The sequence below is a fragment of the Bradyrhizobium sp. CSA207 genome (assembly GCF_029051685.1).
Classification (GTDB): domain Bacteria; phylum Pseudomonadota; class Alphaproteobacteria; order Rhizobiales; family Xanthobacteraceae; genus Bradyrhizobium.
On record NZ_JAACFT010000028.1, the window covers coordinates 99,064 to 112,864 of the forward strand.

Here is a 13,801-nt window from a genome sequence, read left to right on the forward strand (position 1 = left end):
CTGAAATAGGACTGACTTCTGAGGGAACAAGGGTTTGTAGCCGGAAAATCGGCTGGTCGCGCGGGATCTCTGTGGGGCTTACCCAGATCACCTCTTCGAGTTTGCCGCCGAGGACCCGACCTTCTTCTGAGTGAGTTTGTACGTCTCTCGACCTGATGTCGCCGACCAGTTCAATTCCCCTGCCGCGTTGACCTTAAATTCGAGATGGGCGATCGATTCCATGAAACCTGCGATGCTGGAGCAGGCTGAATGGGTGGAACGGACGGGTAGTTGGCGGATTCCTCGTTTGCGGTCGGCGAAACGAGGAGCTGTATCATGGCTGGATGGCGGCGAGCGGTCGAGTTGGCGATGACCGACGAAGAGATAGCAACATTGGCGGCGCTTTCGCGGTCGAGAACTGAACTGGCGAGCCGGGTGTCGCGGGCGCAGATGCTGCTGGCGTATCGCGAGAATCCTTCGTTTTGCGCAGTGGGCCAAAGACTTGGAGTCCATCATCAGACCGTGCAGCGCTGTGTCGAGCGAGCGCTGGCCGATGGCCCGCTGGCCGCCCTCGACGATCGCCCGCGACCCGGCAGGGAACCAACCATCACGCCTGAGGCCAAAGCCTGGTTGGTGTCGTTGGCGTGTGACAAGGCGAAGGACCACGGCTATCCACATGAGTTGTGGACGACGCGGTTGTTGGCGCGCCATGCGCGCGAACACGGGGCGGCGGCAGGGCATGCATGCTTGGCCAATTTGGTCCAGGGAACGGTGTGCAAGATCCTCGGCAAGGAGGAAATCAAGCCGCACAAGGTGCGCTACTAACTTGAAAATCGCGATGCTGAGTTCGAACGGAAGATGGCCGAGGTCCTGTGCGTCTATCGTGATAGTCGCAGTTCTGAAAAAAGCCCCTGCCAAGTCGAAGAGACGGGGAAAGCCGATGGCGATCGTGTCGTGCGACGAGAAAAGCCGGGAATCCAGGCCATCGCAACGACGGCGCCGGATTTCGCCCGAACCCGGCATCCACGCCAGCTTTGCGCGCGACCACGAATATAAACGGCACGGCACGAGCTCAGCCTGTTGGCTGGGATTGATCTGCTCACCGGCAAGGTCCACGCTCTCGTCAGAGACTGCCACCGCAGCCGCGAGTTCATCAAACTCCTCAGACTTCTTGACGCCGTTTATCCGAGGAGCACCACGATCAAGTTGATCCTCGACAATCATTCCGCGCACATCTCGAGAGAAACCAGAGCCTGGCTCGCTACCCGACCAAACGGGCGCTTCGAGTTCACCTTCCCAAGCACGGATCGTGGCTCAACCTCATCGAGGGCTTCTTCTCCAACTTCGCTCGTTCGGTCCTGCGCCACATCCGGGTCGCCTCAAAACATGAGCTCGGCCGATATACATCTCGTTGTTCAAGATCCCGTTGCAACGCTTGGTGTTGCCACTGATGGTACTGAAGCCCCAATTGCCGCCGCCGGGCGCCGCGATGCCGTCCCTATTTAGCTCAACAGAGATCCGCTTCGCCGACTTGCCAACGACATAGTCGCGAAAGATACGGCGAACCACCTCAGCTTCCTCAGAATTAATCATGCGATACGCCACGTATCGGCTCGCCGCTTTCATTGAATCGCTTCACAACACCATAGCCATAGGAGTTGCCACCACCAGATTTGCCAAGCGCAACGCGTCCGGCGCTGGCCTCGGCGCGTTTTGTCGGCGAGGTCCTTGAGGAAGAGGGCGTTCATCCTGCCCTTGAGGCCGACATGCAGTGCGTAACCTCACCCTCGGATAGAGTGACGATCTTTACGTTGGCATAGGCCATGCGCTTGAACACGCCAGCGATGTCTTCCTGATCTCGTGAGAGACGATCCATCGCCTCCGCCAGCACCACTTGAAACCGCCCGCGCAAGGCGTCGGTAATAAGCGCTTGGACGCCGGCACGCAGAAGCGACGCACCGGAAATCGCGTGGATCGGACGGCTTCTGGTCCTCGCGTGCCGAATCGCATTTTCGCGTCTTGCGAAAACTTGCGCGCTTCGGCTTGATTGGAAACTAACTGCGTCATCAGATCATGCCAAATTTACGACATAGGCAGTGCGGCAACTCGGTCGGATTTATTACTCATTTAGATAGTTGTCGCACGTCGATCATGCGTGCTGTTGCTTGGACTGTGATTTCGAAGTGGTCCGTCTGCATGATATCTACGATGTTGCGCGGTCTATGCGCTACGACGTTGATACCGGTGCGACGCCGTAGGCTGTCGTAAAGCAGCCCCGCGCCACCTGACGCGCGAATATCCTCGCCAAGCTTCTGCGAAGCATCATAACGTTCGCTCGCATACACGTCGGGGCGTAGTTGCTGCCCTGTGATGTCGAGATAATCCCCGAGCAGCGTGGCGGTGTATGCCCTGTAAGTCCGGCTCATCGTGGCCACGTTGCGAGCAGCCGCTTCGCGACGCAGGTGATGACCGACCTCGGCAGCCGCCGTGCGAATATCATCGGCCGCATACCAGGCGCCAAGCTCCGGCCCGTTGAACCTCATTCCGCCGGGAGCGACGTGGAGAAAGGCTGCCATGACGATGCTGGAGTTGGGTGCACCATATACCCATTCGCGCGGCGGTAGCCGATCGATACGTTCGGCCACCAGACGGTCGTTCGTCCAACCGACGAGCTCCATCACCGCTGAAAGATCGGCCGCCGTCGCGACCGTATCGAACAGCCCGATGGGAGGAAATTGTGAGGGGATTAGGCGATGGGCGGGCTGCGGCGAGGGTGCGAAAACGTCCGTCACCGGAAGACGATCTCCTTGTCATCGTAAGGCGTGAAGGCCTCGTCTATCGTGTTCGGCTGCATGTAGAGGCCGCCACGTGCGCCGTCGAGGAAACGACGCACCGAGAGCAACCCATCTTGAGAGCCATTGGTGATGAGGTCGAGCGGCGGATGTCCACCGAAGAGGACCTCGTTATGTGGACTCCGCAGCCAGTCAACGCCGAGCCGCTCCTGGGGAAAGAGGATCCCCAGCGCTTGGTGGATACCGAATACCGCTGAAATGCGCGTGAGAACGTCCACATCAAGGGTGAAAGCGCCGTGCTCCCGCGCCTGCTTGCACCAGTTATGGTAAGTAGACCGGGATGGATACCCCAGGACCAGGAGGCGCTGATCTTCCGTCAATCCCCACAGATCCGCGATAGCGAGGAAGGTCCGTAAAGCTGGGGCGCTGAGCCGCCTTCGGTTGGCCGGAGCAAATCGTGTCTTATCAAGACGCTGAGGGCCTTCTACTGCCTCGAGTGGGTTCGGCTTACGTTTGTTTAACATAGGTTGTTCCTTTGTCAAAATTGGACATAGTCCAAATCCGGACAAATTGCAAGCCGTTGGCTTTGGGTTCCAGCTTGGCCATGATTGGTCCATGGTCAGCCTGGGCCTGCCGCAAAACGACGCCGTTCTCGTCCAACAAGTTGTCAGTTCGCTTGAAAACTACTTTTAATTGAGTCGAGTACTGAGTGGTTCATCGAGAACAACAACGATGGCGATGAAATTTTCATTTTCGGCTTCAGCCGCGGCGTATTTACAGCGAGAGCGCTAGCTGGATTGATCGCCATCGATGGCATCCTGAAAGCAGGCTCACCTATCGGCGTCTCCGAACTGGTTGACCGCTACAAGAAGGGAAACGAGCAAAGCATCTGGAAGCTGAAGGGGATCGAGGCGTCGGGAGACACCAGCAAGCTGACTGACCAGGAAAAGTGGCTGCTTAAATATTCCAAGGCAGCAACCCGGCCTGCTGCGCAGAATCAACACACCAGCGGGAAGTCGTTCTCCATGATTCGTGCAGGGAAAATGCATTCTCGAAAACCTAACGAAGATAAGCTGCGCTCCAACGAATGAAAAGGCACGCACTGCAGCAGGGCTGTGATGCAGGATGCGCCTCAGCGTCTGCCGGGTCGCCGTAGGTCCTTGATGTGAGTTGTGGGGCTGCGGGAGGGCGGACCGTCGCTGCCCTTGTCAAAAGGCTATTCTGGTTGCGGAAGCAGAAGCGCTGGCGCCACTGCTCCTGTCCGGCACCACCGGGTACTCAAGTCGAATTCTGGCGCCTGTCGCGCCAAGCCGTTGGAGAAAGAAGATTGACAGACTTTTTTGAGATTGATTTTTTAGATGTTGAAGCGAAGAGCAGCGGTGATGCCATTTGCATCCGCTATGAGTTGAACAGTCAGACGTTCATTCACGTGGTCGATGGAGGTTACCAGTCGACTGGCGAGAAGGTCATCAATTTCCTGAACAAGTACTATGGGAGTCCGAAACGGATCGACCATGTTGTTGCGACCCACAATGACGGCGACCACGCCGGAGGTCTCCAGCGAGTCCTGGAAGACTGTGAGGTCGGCGTGCTCTGGATGCTGCGACCTTGGGTCTTTGCCGCTGAGCTTCTTCCTCGATTCAAGCGCTTCACAACAGCCGATGGACTGGAGAAGGCGCTAAGGGAAGCTTACTCGAATCTAGCCGCTCTCGAAGAGATCGCCTTACGAAAGAATATCCCTATCTATGCGCCATTTCAGGGTAGCACGATTGGCGCTTTCCGGGTGATGGCTCCGACACGTTCGCGCTTTCTGGATCTGATTGTCTCCTCGGATAAGACCCCCCAGGAGAAAGGGCTGCTCGAAATGGCACGCGACGCGGTTGTTCGTGTGGCCAAAGAGGCGGCCGCGCTTGCCAAAGCCGCTTGGGGCGACGAATATTTTCCGGCGGGCGAGACGAGCAACGAAAATGAGATGAGCGTCGTTCAGTATGCCTATCTCAATGGATGCAAAATCCTGCTCACCGCCGATACCGGACGCACCGGGCTCAAAGAAGTCATCGATTATGCGCCGTTGGCCGGACTGACCTTGCCTGGCATCGATCGATTTCAGGTTCCTCACCACGGTGGACGCCACAACGTTTCGACCGACTTGCTGGTTCAACTATTGGGTGAAAAGAAGGCGGCACAGGGCGGGAAGACGACCTTCACCGCCGTGATAAGCGCGGCCGAGGCCGATGAGGATCATCCCCGCAAATCCGTTGTCCGCGCTATGCACCATCGTGGTGCACATGTCATCTCAACCGAAGGATCCAACAAGCGGACCTCCAAGAATGCTCCGCAGCGCGATGACTACAGCGCCGCAGATTGTCTGCCGTATCCGGACGAACAGGAAGACTGAGACCTTGTTGCGTTCACCTGAGAGAGCGGCGGAGCCAGCCCGGTCGCGCTGGTGTTCGTTTCTGTCGAAGACAGCGAGCACGTCCCTCGCTTGTTCTGCGCCGTTTCCAGAACAAGTCGACCCAAATGAGCACAAACGATGATTAAAAAAGAGTCGAAGGAGAAATTGAAGGAGCAAAACACTTCCCCATTGATGACGATCCTCGTTGTCAATTTTGCAATCTTCGCCCTTGCGCTCAAGACGGACCAGTTCCTAGCGGCCGAATACGAGGAACTGCTCAAGCATTGGCAGGCGCTCATACCTGCTGGACTGGGAGCCGTGCTTATCAGCGTGATCAACGGTGTGCTCGATGTTCAAACCAAGGCCAGACTGGTGTTTTGGCGTTGGCACGATCCTTTGCCGGGATGTCGGGCGTTCTCTTACTATCTTCATCGCGATCCGCGGATCGACGTTACGACGCTGAAGACAAAAGTCGGACCGTTTCCAGCAACTCCGACCGAGCAGAATGCTCTTTGGTACAGGCTTTACAAGTCGGTAGAGGAGGATCCGCGCGTCCTACACGTTCATCGCCTTTTTCTGCTGACGCGCGACTATGCCGGCATCGCTTTCATGCTTCTGATCGTCTTTGGCGGAACCGGTGTTGTTGCGATGCAGACTTACAAGACAGCGCTACTCTATCTGACAGTTCTCCTGGCCCAGTTTGTAGCGAGCGGAATGGCTGCAAGGAATTATGGCATTCGCTTTATAGATACCGTGCTTGCTCTAAAGGCGGCAAGCTGAATCTCAGAAGTGATTGCACCGACAACATCCGCCGACCTCCGAAAGCGCTTCTTGAAGCGATTGGTCGACGAGGTTGCCCGAGCCGCAATGCGTGCTTCATCATATAGAGCCGCGTCTGCCGTCGGGAACGGATTGGCATCCAGCGCGTCCGCGTGACTTCCCCATGAATATGCCTGCAGGTCCACAAGAGAGTCGTCCCACATGCTGTGAAATGTTGATGGCCTGCTGTGTGCCGTCCCATTGGAGCCTTTGGCGTGAAGCACGACATACAATTTGTTGCCGCCTTCATCGCCGCTCCGCTCGCTCACATGCAGCGGCTGCTCCAGATCTCCGGCAAGATGGACAACGAGATTTTTAGCGCCCGCAACCTGTTGTCTTTGGAGCTCGACTTGTCTTTCAGGGCTGCGATGGCTGCCGGGAAGCCTTTAACGATGCAGGAGCCTTGTCTGCCCACGTGCTTGCAATAGATTCCGGCGTCATAAGTCGAACGCTCGACATCGATATCAACGAAATGCCACCGAACCTGTTCTTTCCTTCTGCTGTGAATTTGTAGTCATGTCGAGATCGCGGCCAGAGAGCTGTCCCCGATCAGCACTTGAGCTGGGCTTGTGCGCCAGGACTCAGGTGCCGCTGCGCCAGTTCCGCGATAACGGAATGACCCAGTTGCCTCCAGGCTGGCGCCGAGGAGTTGCTGGCCACGGTACAGATCGGAACGTCAGCCTGAGCAGCATCACGAGCCATTCGCAAGATCCTGGATTGGATGACGTTGCTTACAGCAGACAGCATGACGCTAGGGCACATTGACCAGCGGCATGGGCGCGGTCGGGCGCGGGATGAAAGCACTTTGGTGCTGGCCGCGAGCCGCCAACATAATCACGAAAGCCGTGAGAACGATCAGGAGTCCACGCATATCGATAGATCACTCGCAGAGCTGTAACGCAACTATGAAAGGGCTCATATCAGGTGTGTCGGATCAACAAATTGCAAAGCGCCAAAATCATAGCATTTGCTCTTGGGGCAAGACGGAAAAACCAGGTCCTTTATGCCGAAAACGTGCGTCCGGTCCTCGTTAGCGACAGAAATACCGCGGCGGATTTCAATCGTAGGATCAATCGCTGGATGCCTTCGTTCTTGGCCTTCCGTTGGCTTGCGTCACTTATCACGAGTTCACCGAAAGGGCCGCGCGTGTAGACGTCCAAGAGTTCTCAACGCCCGCCTGCGCGACGAACTTCTCAATGAGACGCTATTCACCTCGCTCGCGCAGGCTCGAGCCGTGCTGGCAAGCTGGAAAGACGACTACAACAACTCCCGGCAGCACAGTGCGCTGGGCAACCTCACACCGACCGAATACGCCAACCGCAGCGATCCTGGGCCGCAACGGGGGGGGAGACGCTACGCTATGCAGAGGGCTCCGCGCCCCGCCCCGTTGCTCCACCAGGCCGATGGGCTCAAATGTCACCGGGACGCTCCCCATTGCTGGATGAAGCGAGGGGCTCAGACCATTAGCTCACGATCCCAAGGGAAACTACCATACGCGCGTGAATATATCTGCGCCCTTCAACTTGCTAGGCTTACCGTTCTTATCAACGTAGAACAGCATCCATGACGCAGGCATTTGAGAACCGTTGGTTTTTCCGACCCAGCGAGTAAAGGAATTGCATTGGGCAAAAGTAACAACAAAATACAAGCCAGTTGGACCAATAGCTCCGGATGCAGGATATGGAATGCCCTGGCAGGCAAATCCTTGAGCATGATTTGTGAAGGTCCCTTGTATTGCCCCGTTATTGGCGGACCAGATAAACAGTTCCGAACCCCGTTCGTTCTTCCAGTATGAAGGAGCAGAGAGCTCCTGCGCCATAACCTCGCCGGAACGAAAGAAAAATTGAGCGATAAGCAAAAGTCCCAGAAATCTCTTCATATTGAAACCCCAAAGAGGTCGCTTAAACGGTGCAACGTAGATCGTGTGCTCGGCTGATACAGCGGCTTAGGCAGTTTTTTCTCTTTCCAAAAATCCTTCGACCAAACCGTACGTCAGCTCGATCGCGCCCGTCGTTCCATTCACTTGCAGCAGACTTTTGGTGAAGCTCAAGGCGAGTCGCCTCATCCTTACCTTACGTTCGGCGTCGGGATGCGGCCTATATGCGCCAAATCGCGCCGGATCGCGGCGAAGTCGGGCTATTGTCGCGCGCCCGTGCCGCCTGTCATCCAAGCAGATGCTCGGCTATTTTGAAGTGCGGCGCGTCCAAAGTTGCATGGAGTGGGGCACCCCGTTTTAGGAGCACCGAGTCCACTCATCGCGAATAGGCGCACAGCGGGCACCTACGTCGCTGTGCCAAAGACGGCTAAGAGACGCCGACTCAATTCTTTCGGAGGTACGACGTTGTTCCCGCACCGGCAATTGCAGCAATCGCGGCGACACACACTCGATACGTCGCCGACTTGAATTGAGGTTCGCAAGAGCTGCGTTAGGTTTCCAAGACCGTAAAACTAGGAAATGAGGAGTTTTCAATTTAGGATCGCTGTCACCGGGGCTGGACTGCATTCATTCACGATTCGCATTTTGAACCCGGAGGGCCGCCCGCGGTATTGTCGGCGGCCTTTTTCGGCCGGTTCGCCGGTGGCAGCGCCAGCGCGCGCTCCGCCGGTCCCATTTGTCGTACATGGGCCCGTTTATGAATGTTCTTGCAGCACAGCATCGCGTCGATCGGCTTGCCGCCCCAATGACGAGACAGCCGGACTGCGCTGCACGTGCAGCTATGCTTTCAGTTCTTAGAGTGGGGCGCTTTGTTGGTCGCACAATCGCGGCCGCTTCATGGCGGTTGCGTTTTGTCGCGATCACCTGGCGGGCATGGCGCAGTGCCCACACTGTGCCCCGACTTTTTTCGGGCACACGGAAAGGGAATGTAAGCCATAAGTAACTGAGATCAAAGGGCGAATGGTGGGCGCACAAGGGATCGAACCTTGGACCTCTCCCGTGTGAAGGGAACGCTCTCCCGCTGAGCTATGCGCCCGGGACCATCATGCAGACGGCCGGACTTGGGCCGGCCGGCACTCGGAGCCCGCGATTTAGAAGTGCGGGCCACTTGTGTCAAGTTTTGCGGCGTCCCGAGGCTGCAAAACCTTGCGCAGATCGCACGATTCGCAAGGGAAACCGGATTTAGGTCTGCTTACGCGCCCTGCTGGCGGGCGCGGGAGGCGTGGGCCTGGAGCGCGCGGATGCGCTCGGCCAGCGTTCCGCCGCCCTCGGGCAGGGTGCCTGCGGCCGCGCCATTCGCCGTGGTGCCATTGGCCGGGCGCGAGACCTGCTTCGGAGGCTGACCCGCCTCGGCCGCAAGCAGCGCCTCGATCGGCGAGTTCGGGCCTTCGAGCTGCATCGCGAGTTTTGCCACCTCGGCGGCGATGTCGTTGATGCGCTCGCGCAGCAATGCGTTCTCCATGCGCTCGGTGGCCCAGGAGCTTTCCGCCTGCTGCTGGATCGCATTGATGTCGCGCTGCAGCTTGGCGCGCTCGTCGCGTGCGCTCTTGAGCTGCTCCTCCAGCGCGGTCTTCTCCGCGCGGAGCGCTTCGAGGGCGGCCGACGACTTGCCGCCGCTCAGCGCGGCGATCTCGACGCGCAATTCCTTGATGGTGCGCTCATTGCCGTCATTGGCCTGGCGGAGCTGGTTGTTCTCATAGTCGCGCTCGGCGAGCAGCTTGCCCTGCGTGGCGAGGCGCCCTTCGAGGTCGGCGACGCGGCCGGACAGCATCTCGGCCTCCTTGACCTGCACGATGAGCTGGCGATCGAGCTCGGTGACACGCTGGCTCAGATTCTCGACACGGCCGCGCGCATCGGCAAGTTCGCGCGAGGCGGTTTCGGATTCGGTGCGCTCCTGCGCCAGCCGTGCTTGCGTGGCGGCAAACTCCTTCTCGGCATCGCCGACGCGGTTCTTCAATTCTTCGATCTGCGCGCGCACCGCGACGAGCTCGATCTGTCGGGTCTCCGCCATCATCGAACGGTCGGACAGCTCGGAATTGATTTTTGCCAGGTCGCCCTGCTTGGCGCTCAGGGCCTGTTCGGCGCCGCGCAACGCCTCGGTCTTGGCGTTGAACTCCTCTTCGGTGGCGCGCAGTTGCTCCTTCACCGCTTTCTCGCGCGCCTCGAGTGCGAAGATCGTGGCGTTCTTCTCCCCGAGCTCGATCTTCATGCGGTTGATGGCGTCGCTCTTCTTGCCGAGCTCGGCGAGCTGGCTCGTGGTCTTGTTCTTGAGCTGGTCGACGCTCATCTCGAGCCGCCGCGCCGACATGGCGAATTCGGCGCGGAGCTGGTCCTTGTCGGCCTGGATCTCCGCCATCGACAACGGCGTCGCAGCCTCCAGCCGGCGCGTGGTCAGGCGTACCGCGCGGTTATGCACCAGCGGCACGATCGCAAGCCCGCACAGCATCGAAAGCAGGAAACCGATCGCCAAGTACATGATCGGTTCGACCATCGGCCAGAACTCCCAGAGCTAAGGAAAAATTTACCAACGACCATGCCATGGCGGGCCGGCAAAAAGCCAGCCCCGCTCTGTCGTTAACCTTGATCCGCAACCTGACGGAGGGGGAAGCCCTAGAACGGGTTCCAGGTCGCGCGCGGGGTATATTTGAGATAGCCGATATTGGCTCCCAGCCGCAGGCCGATGCCCGAGCGGATCGGCACCAGCACGATGTTGTTGGCGGTGAGCGCCGTCATGCCGAAGCCGCCGATGATATAGGCCGAGCCGTCGAGGCCGGCGAAGCGCTGGTAGATCGCGTTGGTGGCGGGCAGGTTATAGACCAGCGTCATGGTCCGCGCGCCGTCGCCGCCCCAGTCGAAGCCGAGCGAGGGGCCCTGCCAGTAGACGCGCAGATCGCCGGCGTTCTTGGTGTAGAGCGTGCCTTCGCCATAGCGCAGGCCGGCGACGAAGGCCCCGGAGCCTTCCTCGCCCAGGATATAGCCGTTCGGCAGACCCCACTGGCTGACCGCCTTCTCGATGATCGAGGCGAGCCCGCGCGAGACGTTGCCGAAGAAGCGGTGGCCGGCGTTGACGAGCTCGTCCGGTCCATAGGTGCTCGGCGTCGGGGTCCGCTGTGGCGGCGGCAGGTCGGGCGGCGGCGCCTGCTGGGCGGAGACCGGGACGATCCAGCCAACCAGCGCGGCAAGCGCGACCGCAGCAAGGCGTGATGCGAAAGTCATAAAAGAACCCCTGGTATCGAATCCGGTCGCTTCCTTAACCTGACGCCAACAGGCACGGCCCTAGGTTTGCGCCGAAATGTCCCCTCGACTCGGATGTTATCCGCAGCAACTATGACGGCACAACGGCAGGAAGATAGCCCTTTGCGCCCCGGAATCGCCTTGATCAGCCGTCTGGTCTGCCTGCTAACGGGCATTTGGATCGCCTTCGCCGTGATGTCGGCACAAGCGGCCACCACTGAGCGGATCGTCGTCAACCGCTTCAGCGGCGTGGCCATCGAGGGCTTCGACCCCGTGGCCTATTTCGTCGATGGCGGTGCCAAGCCGGGCACGGCGGAGTTCGAGGCCAACCTCTGGGGGGCGGTCTGGCGCTTTCGGAACGAGGGCAACCGGGCGTCCTTCCTGGCCCACCCCGAGATCTACGGCCCGCAATTCGGCGGCTATGATCCGGCCGATATCGCCCGCGGCGTGGCCAACGCCGGCAATCCCCGCTTCTTCGTGATCGCGGCGCAGCGGCTTTACCTGTTCAGCCGGGAAGCCAATCGCGATGCCTTCGCCGCCAACCCGGAGCGATTCCTCTACGAGGTGGGCAAGCGCTGGCCGGCGATGCAGGACAAGCTCAGTCAGTAGGCCTTGCGACCTCAGAGTCTTGCTGCCGCCTCAGAATCTTGCCGCCTGCGGGTCGCCCCACGCGATGAACTCCGGGATGACGAAATCGGTATCGTCGCGTTCGCCGAATCTGAGCTCGCCACCCATGCCGTCGGTCACCCTGCCGCCGGCCGCGGTCACGACCGCGCAGCCCGCTCCGACGTCCCATTCCGACGTCGGTCCGAAGCGGGGATAGATGTCGGCGCTGCCCTCCGCGATGCGGCCGAACTTCACGGCAGAGCCGACCGTCTTTCGTACCGCATTGGGCCGCGCGTCGATGAACGCTTCGCTCCTCGGATCGCCGTGCGAGCGGCTCACCGCGGCGATCCAGGGCTCGCCCGGTTTCGGCAGCGCGCGGGTATGGATCGGTTCGGCGGCGCCCATGGTAGCGCCGTCAAATGCCACACGCTCGGCGCCATGGCCGACGATGCCGCGCCAGAGCAGCCCGAGTGCGGGCGCGGCGACGATGCCGAGCAGCGGCACGCCGCGGGTCACCAGGGCGAGATTGACGGTGAACTCGTCGCGGCCGGCGACGAACTCCTTGGTGCCGTCGAGGGGATCGATCAGGAAGAAGCTGTCGCGAAACGGCGGGCAGGCGAGCTGGGTCCGCTCCTCGGAGAGCGTCGGCACGTCGCCTGCAAGCCGGGCCAGGCCATCCGCGATGATGCGGTCGGCGGCGAGGTCGGCCTCGGTGACCGGCGAGCCGTCCTGCTTGCCGTCGACCCGCATCGCCCCCCGGTTGACCGCGAGGATTGCTTCGCCCGCCTCCACCACCAGCGCCGTCAGCGGCTCCATCATTTGGGAGGCGGCTTTGCCGTCGATGATCCTCACCTGCGTGCCTCATTCATTGGCAAGTCTCGCCTCTCTCGGTTGATTCGCCGCCGGATCGCCATTGATGCGCCCTGGGCTTATTGCCGCTTCGAACCTATCGCAAGCTAGCTGCGACCGGCTTGCGAATGTTAGAACCGCGGCCATTCGTCAAGCATGCGTGATTCGCCGCGTCCGCACCGTGCAATTCCAGGAACCCTCCAGGACCCCTTTATGTCTGACGCTTCGTCACCCGCTACTGTTACCGCTCCCGATATGCTCGAACTCGCGGCGCTGCTGTGCTCGCGGGTCTGCCATGATCTCATCAGCCCTGTCGGCGCCATCGTCAACGGGCTCGAGGTGCTCGACGACGATCCCAAGCCCGAGGACCGCGAGTTCGCGCTCGACCTGATTCGCAAGAGCGCCAAGACGGCCTCCGCCCGCCTCCAGTTCTGCCGTCTCGCCTTCGGCGCAGCCGGCTCCTCCGGTGCGCAGATCGACCTCGGCGATGCCCAGACCATGGCGCGCGGCCACATCGAGGACGGCAAGTGCACGATCACCTGGAATTTGCCGCGGCTGCTGCTGCCGAAGAATCGCGTCAAGCTGCTCCTCAATATGCTGGTCGTCGCCCAGCACACGATTCCGCGCGGCGGCATGCTAACGATCGATCCGATCGGCGAGGGTGAAACCATGAGCTTTCGCATCACAGCGAAAGGCCACAATGCGCGCCTGCCGCAGAACATCGCCGAGCTCCTGAGCGGCGAGCGCGGACCTGCCGCCGACGCGCACGCGATCCAGCCTTATTATACGAGGCTCCTGGCGCAAGCCTGCGGACTCACCGTTCGGCTCGCGCCAGAAGGCGAAGCCATCACCGTTACCGCTTCGTAAACGCGCGGCCGTTCTTAAGACGTTAATCGAATCTTTACGAGGCGCTTCGGCTTGTCCGGAGCGCCTTATCTCTTTGTTGGTTCCGTTCTTTTGCACATACTCAACCAATATTAAACGCTTTGCGGTGAAGCTGGCCCCATTCTGAAAGGCGCATCGCGCGGCGTGCGCGCCCTCCCTGTATGAAGGCCTGTTTTCATGGATGATCTGTTGCGGGAGTTTCTGACGGAGACCAGCGAGAGCCTGGACACCGTGGACAATCAGCTGGTGAAGTTCGAGCAGGAGCCGAACAACGCCAAGATCCTGGACAACATCTTCCGCCTG

At 59.8% G+C, this 13,801-nt stretch carries 13 protein-coding genes, 1 tRNA gene and 2 pseudogenes; 7 read left to right on the top strand and 9 right to left on the bottom strand.

Going from position 1 to position 13,801, the window contains the following annotated elements:
• Positions 1-87: 87 nt before the first annotated feature.
• The 4 genes and pseudogenes from GWG65_RS28470 to GWG65_RS28485 form a co-directional block, all read right to left on the bottom strand.
• Complete coding sequence (locus tag GWG65_RS28470) at positions 88-1,203, bottom strand: hypothetical protein (RefSeq protein ID WP_275198840.1); 1,116 nt, start codon at positions 1,201-1,203, stop codon at positions 88-90.
• Positions 1,204-1,374: 171 nt separating this feature from the next.
• Positions 1,375-1,951 (bottom strand): annotated as a pseudogene (locus GWG65_RS28475) (recombinase family protein); the annotation flags it as partial.
• 151 nt (positions 1,952-2,102) lie between these two features.
• Positions 2,103-2,771, bottom strand: coding sequence for an RES family NAD+ phosphorylase (locus tag GWG65_RS28480; protein WP_148736716.1), 669 nt, complete (start codon positions 2,769-2,771; stop codon positions 2,103-2,105).
• The gene (locus tag GWG65_RS28485; protein ID WP_275198841.1) at positions 2,768-3,295 is read right to left on the bottom strand and encodes an MbcA/ParS/Xre antitoxin family protein; all 528 of its coding nucleotides are present in this window, start codon (positions 3,293-3,295) and stop codon (positions 2,768-2,770) included. The genes GWG65_RS28480 and GWG65_RS28485 overlap by 4 nt, the downstream gene beginning before the upstream one ends.
• Before the next feature lie 192 nt (positions 3,296-3,487).
• On the opposite strand from GWG65_RS28485, the gene GWG65_RS28490 reads away from it, so the two are divergent.
• The 5 genes and pseudogenes from GWG65_RS28490 to GWG65_RS28510 form a co-directional block, all read left to right on the top strand.
• The gene (locus GWG65_RS28490) at positions 3,488-3,862 is read left to right on the top strand and encodes a DUF2235 domain-containing protein (protein ID WP_275198854.1); all 375 of its coding nucleotides are present in this window, start codon (positions 3,488-3,490) and stop codon (positions 3,860-3,862) included.
• Positions 3,863-4,098: 236 nt separating this feature from the next.
• The gene (locus GWG65_RS28495) at positions 4,099-5,169 is read left to right on the top strand and encodes an MBL fold metallo-hydrolase (protein WP_275198842.1); all 1,071 of its coding nucleotides are present in this window, start codon (positions 4,099-4,101) and stop codon (positions 5,167-5,169) included.
• Between the two features lie 138 nt (positions 5,170-5,307).
• Positions 5,308-5,949 (top strand): hypothetical protein, encoded by a 642-nt coding sequence (locus tag GWG65_RS28500; protein WP_148736706.1) that lies wholly within the window; start codon positions 5,308-5,310, stop codon positions 5,947-5,949.
• Between the two features lie 254 nt (positions 5,950-6,203).
• Positions 6,204-6,416 carry a hypothetical protein gene (locus GWG65_RS28505; protein ID WP_235939265.1) on the top strand — a complete coding sequence of 71 codons (213 nt, stop codon included), beginning with the start codon at positions 6,204-6,206 and terminating at the stop codon, positions 6,414-6,416.
• Positions 6,417-7,156: 740 nt separating this feature from the next.
• Positions 7,157-7,455 (top strand): annotated as a pseudogene (locus GWG65_RS28510) (transposase); the annotation flags it as partial.
• Between the two features lie 19 nt (positions 7,456-7,474).
• Here the strand turns inward: GWG65_RS28510 and GWG65_RS28515 are convergent.
• The 4 genes from GWG65_RS28515 to GWG65_RS28530 all read right to left on the bottom strand — a co-directional run bounded on the left by GWG65_RS28515 (position 7,475) and on the right by GWG65_RS28530 (position 11,140).
• The gene (locus GWG65_RS28515) at positions 7,475-7,867 is read right to left on the bottom strand and encodes an avidin/streptavidin family protein (RefSeq protein WP_148736702.1); all 393 of its coding nucleotides are present in this window, start codon (positions 7,865-7,867) and stop codon (positions 7,475-7,477) included.
• A 1,018-nt stretch (positions 7,868-8,885) separates the two neighbouring features.
• Positions 8,886-8,960 (bottom strand) — tRNA-Val (locus GWG65_RS28520).
• Between the two features lie 156 nt (positions 8,961-9,116).
• Complete coding sequence (locus GWG65_RS28525) at positions 9,117-10,415, bottom strand: hypothetical protein (RefSeq protein WP_275198843.1); 1,299 nt, start codon at positions 10,413-10,415, stop codon at positions 9,117-9,119.
• A 119-nt stretch (positions 10,416-10,534) separates the two neighbouring features.
• Entirely contained in the window at positions 10,535-11,140 is a 606-nt protein-coding gene (locus GWG65_RS28530; RefSeq protein WP_275198844.1) for a DUF1134 domain-containing protein, read from the bottom strand.
• 141 nt (positions 11,141-11,281) lie between these two features.
• On the opposite strand from GWG65_RS28530, the gene GWG65_RS28535 reads away from it, so the two are divergent.
• Positions 11,282-11,767 carry a YHS domain-containing (seleno)protein gene (locus tag GWG65_RS28535; RefSeq protein WP_275198845.1) on the top strand — a complete coding sequence of 162 codons (486 nt, stop codon included), beginning with the start codon at positions 11,282-11,284 and terminating at the stop codon, positions 11,765-11,767.
• Between the two features lie 30 nt (positions 11,768-11,797).
• Here GWG65_RS28535 and GWG65_RS28540 read toward each other — a convergent pair whose 3' ends face one another.
• On the bottom strand, positions 11,798-12,583 hold the full coding sequence (locus GWG65_RS28540) for a 3'(2'),5'-bisphosphate nucleotidase CysQ (protein ID WP_275198855.1): 786 nt from the start codon (positions 12,581-12,583) through the stop codon (positions 11,798-11,800).
• Between the two features lie 243 nt (positions 12,584-12,826).
• On the opposite strand from GWG65_RS28540, the gene GWG65_RS28545 reads away from it, so the two are divergent.
• Positions 12,827-13,480 (top strand): histidine phosphotransferase family protein, encoded by a 654-nt coding sequence (locus GWG65_RS28545; RefSeq protein WP_148736692.1) that lies wholly within the window; start codon positions 12,827-12,829, stop codon positions 13,478-13,480.
• Positions 13,481-13,801: the final 321 nt, after the last annotated feature.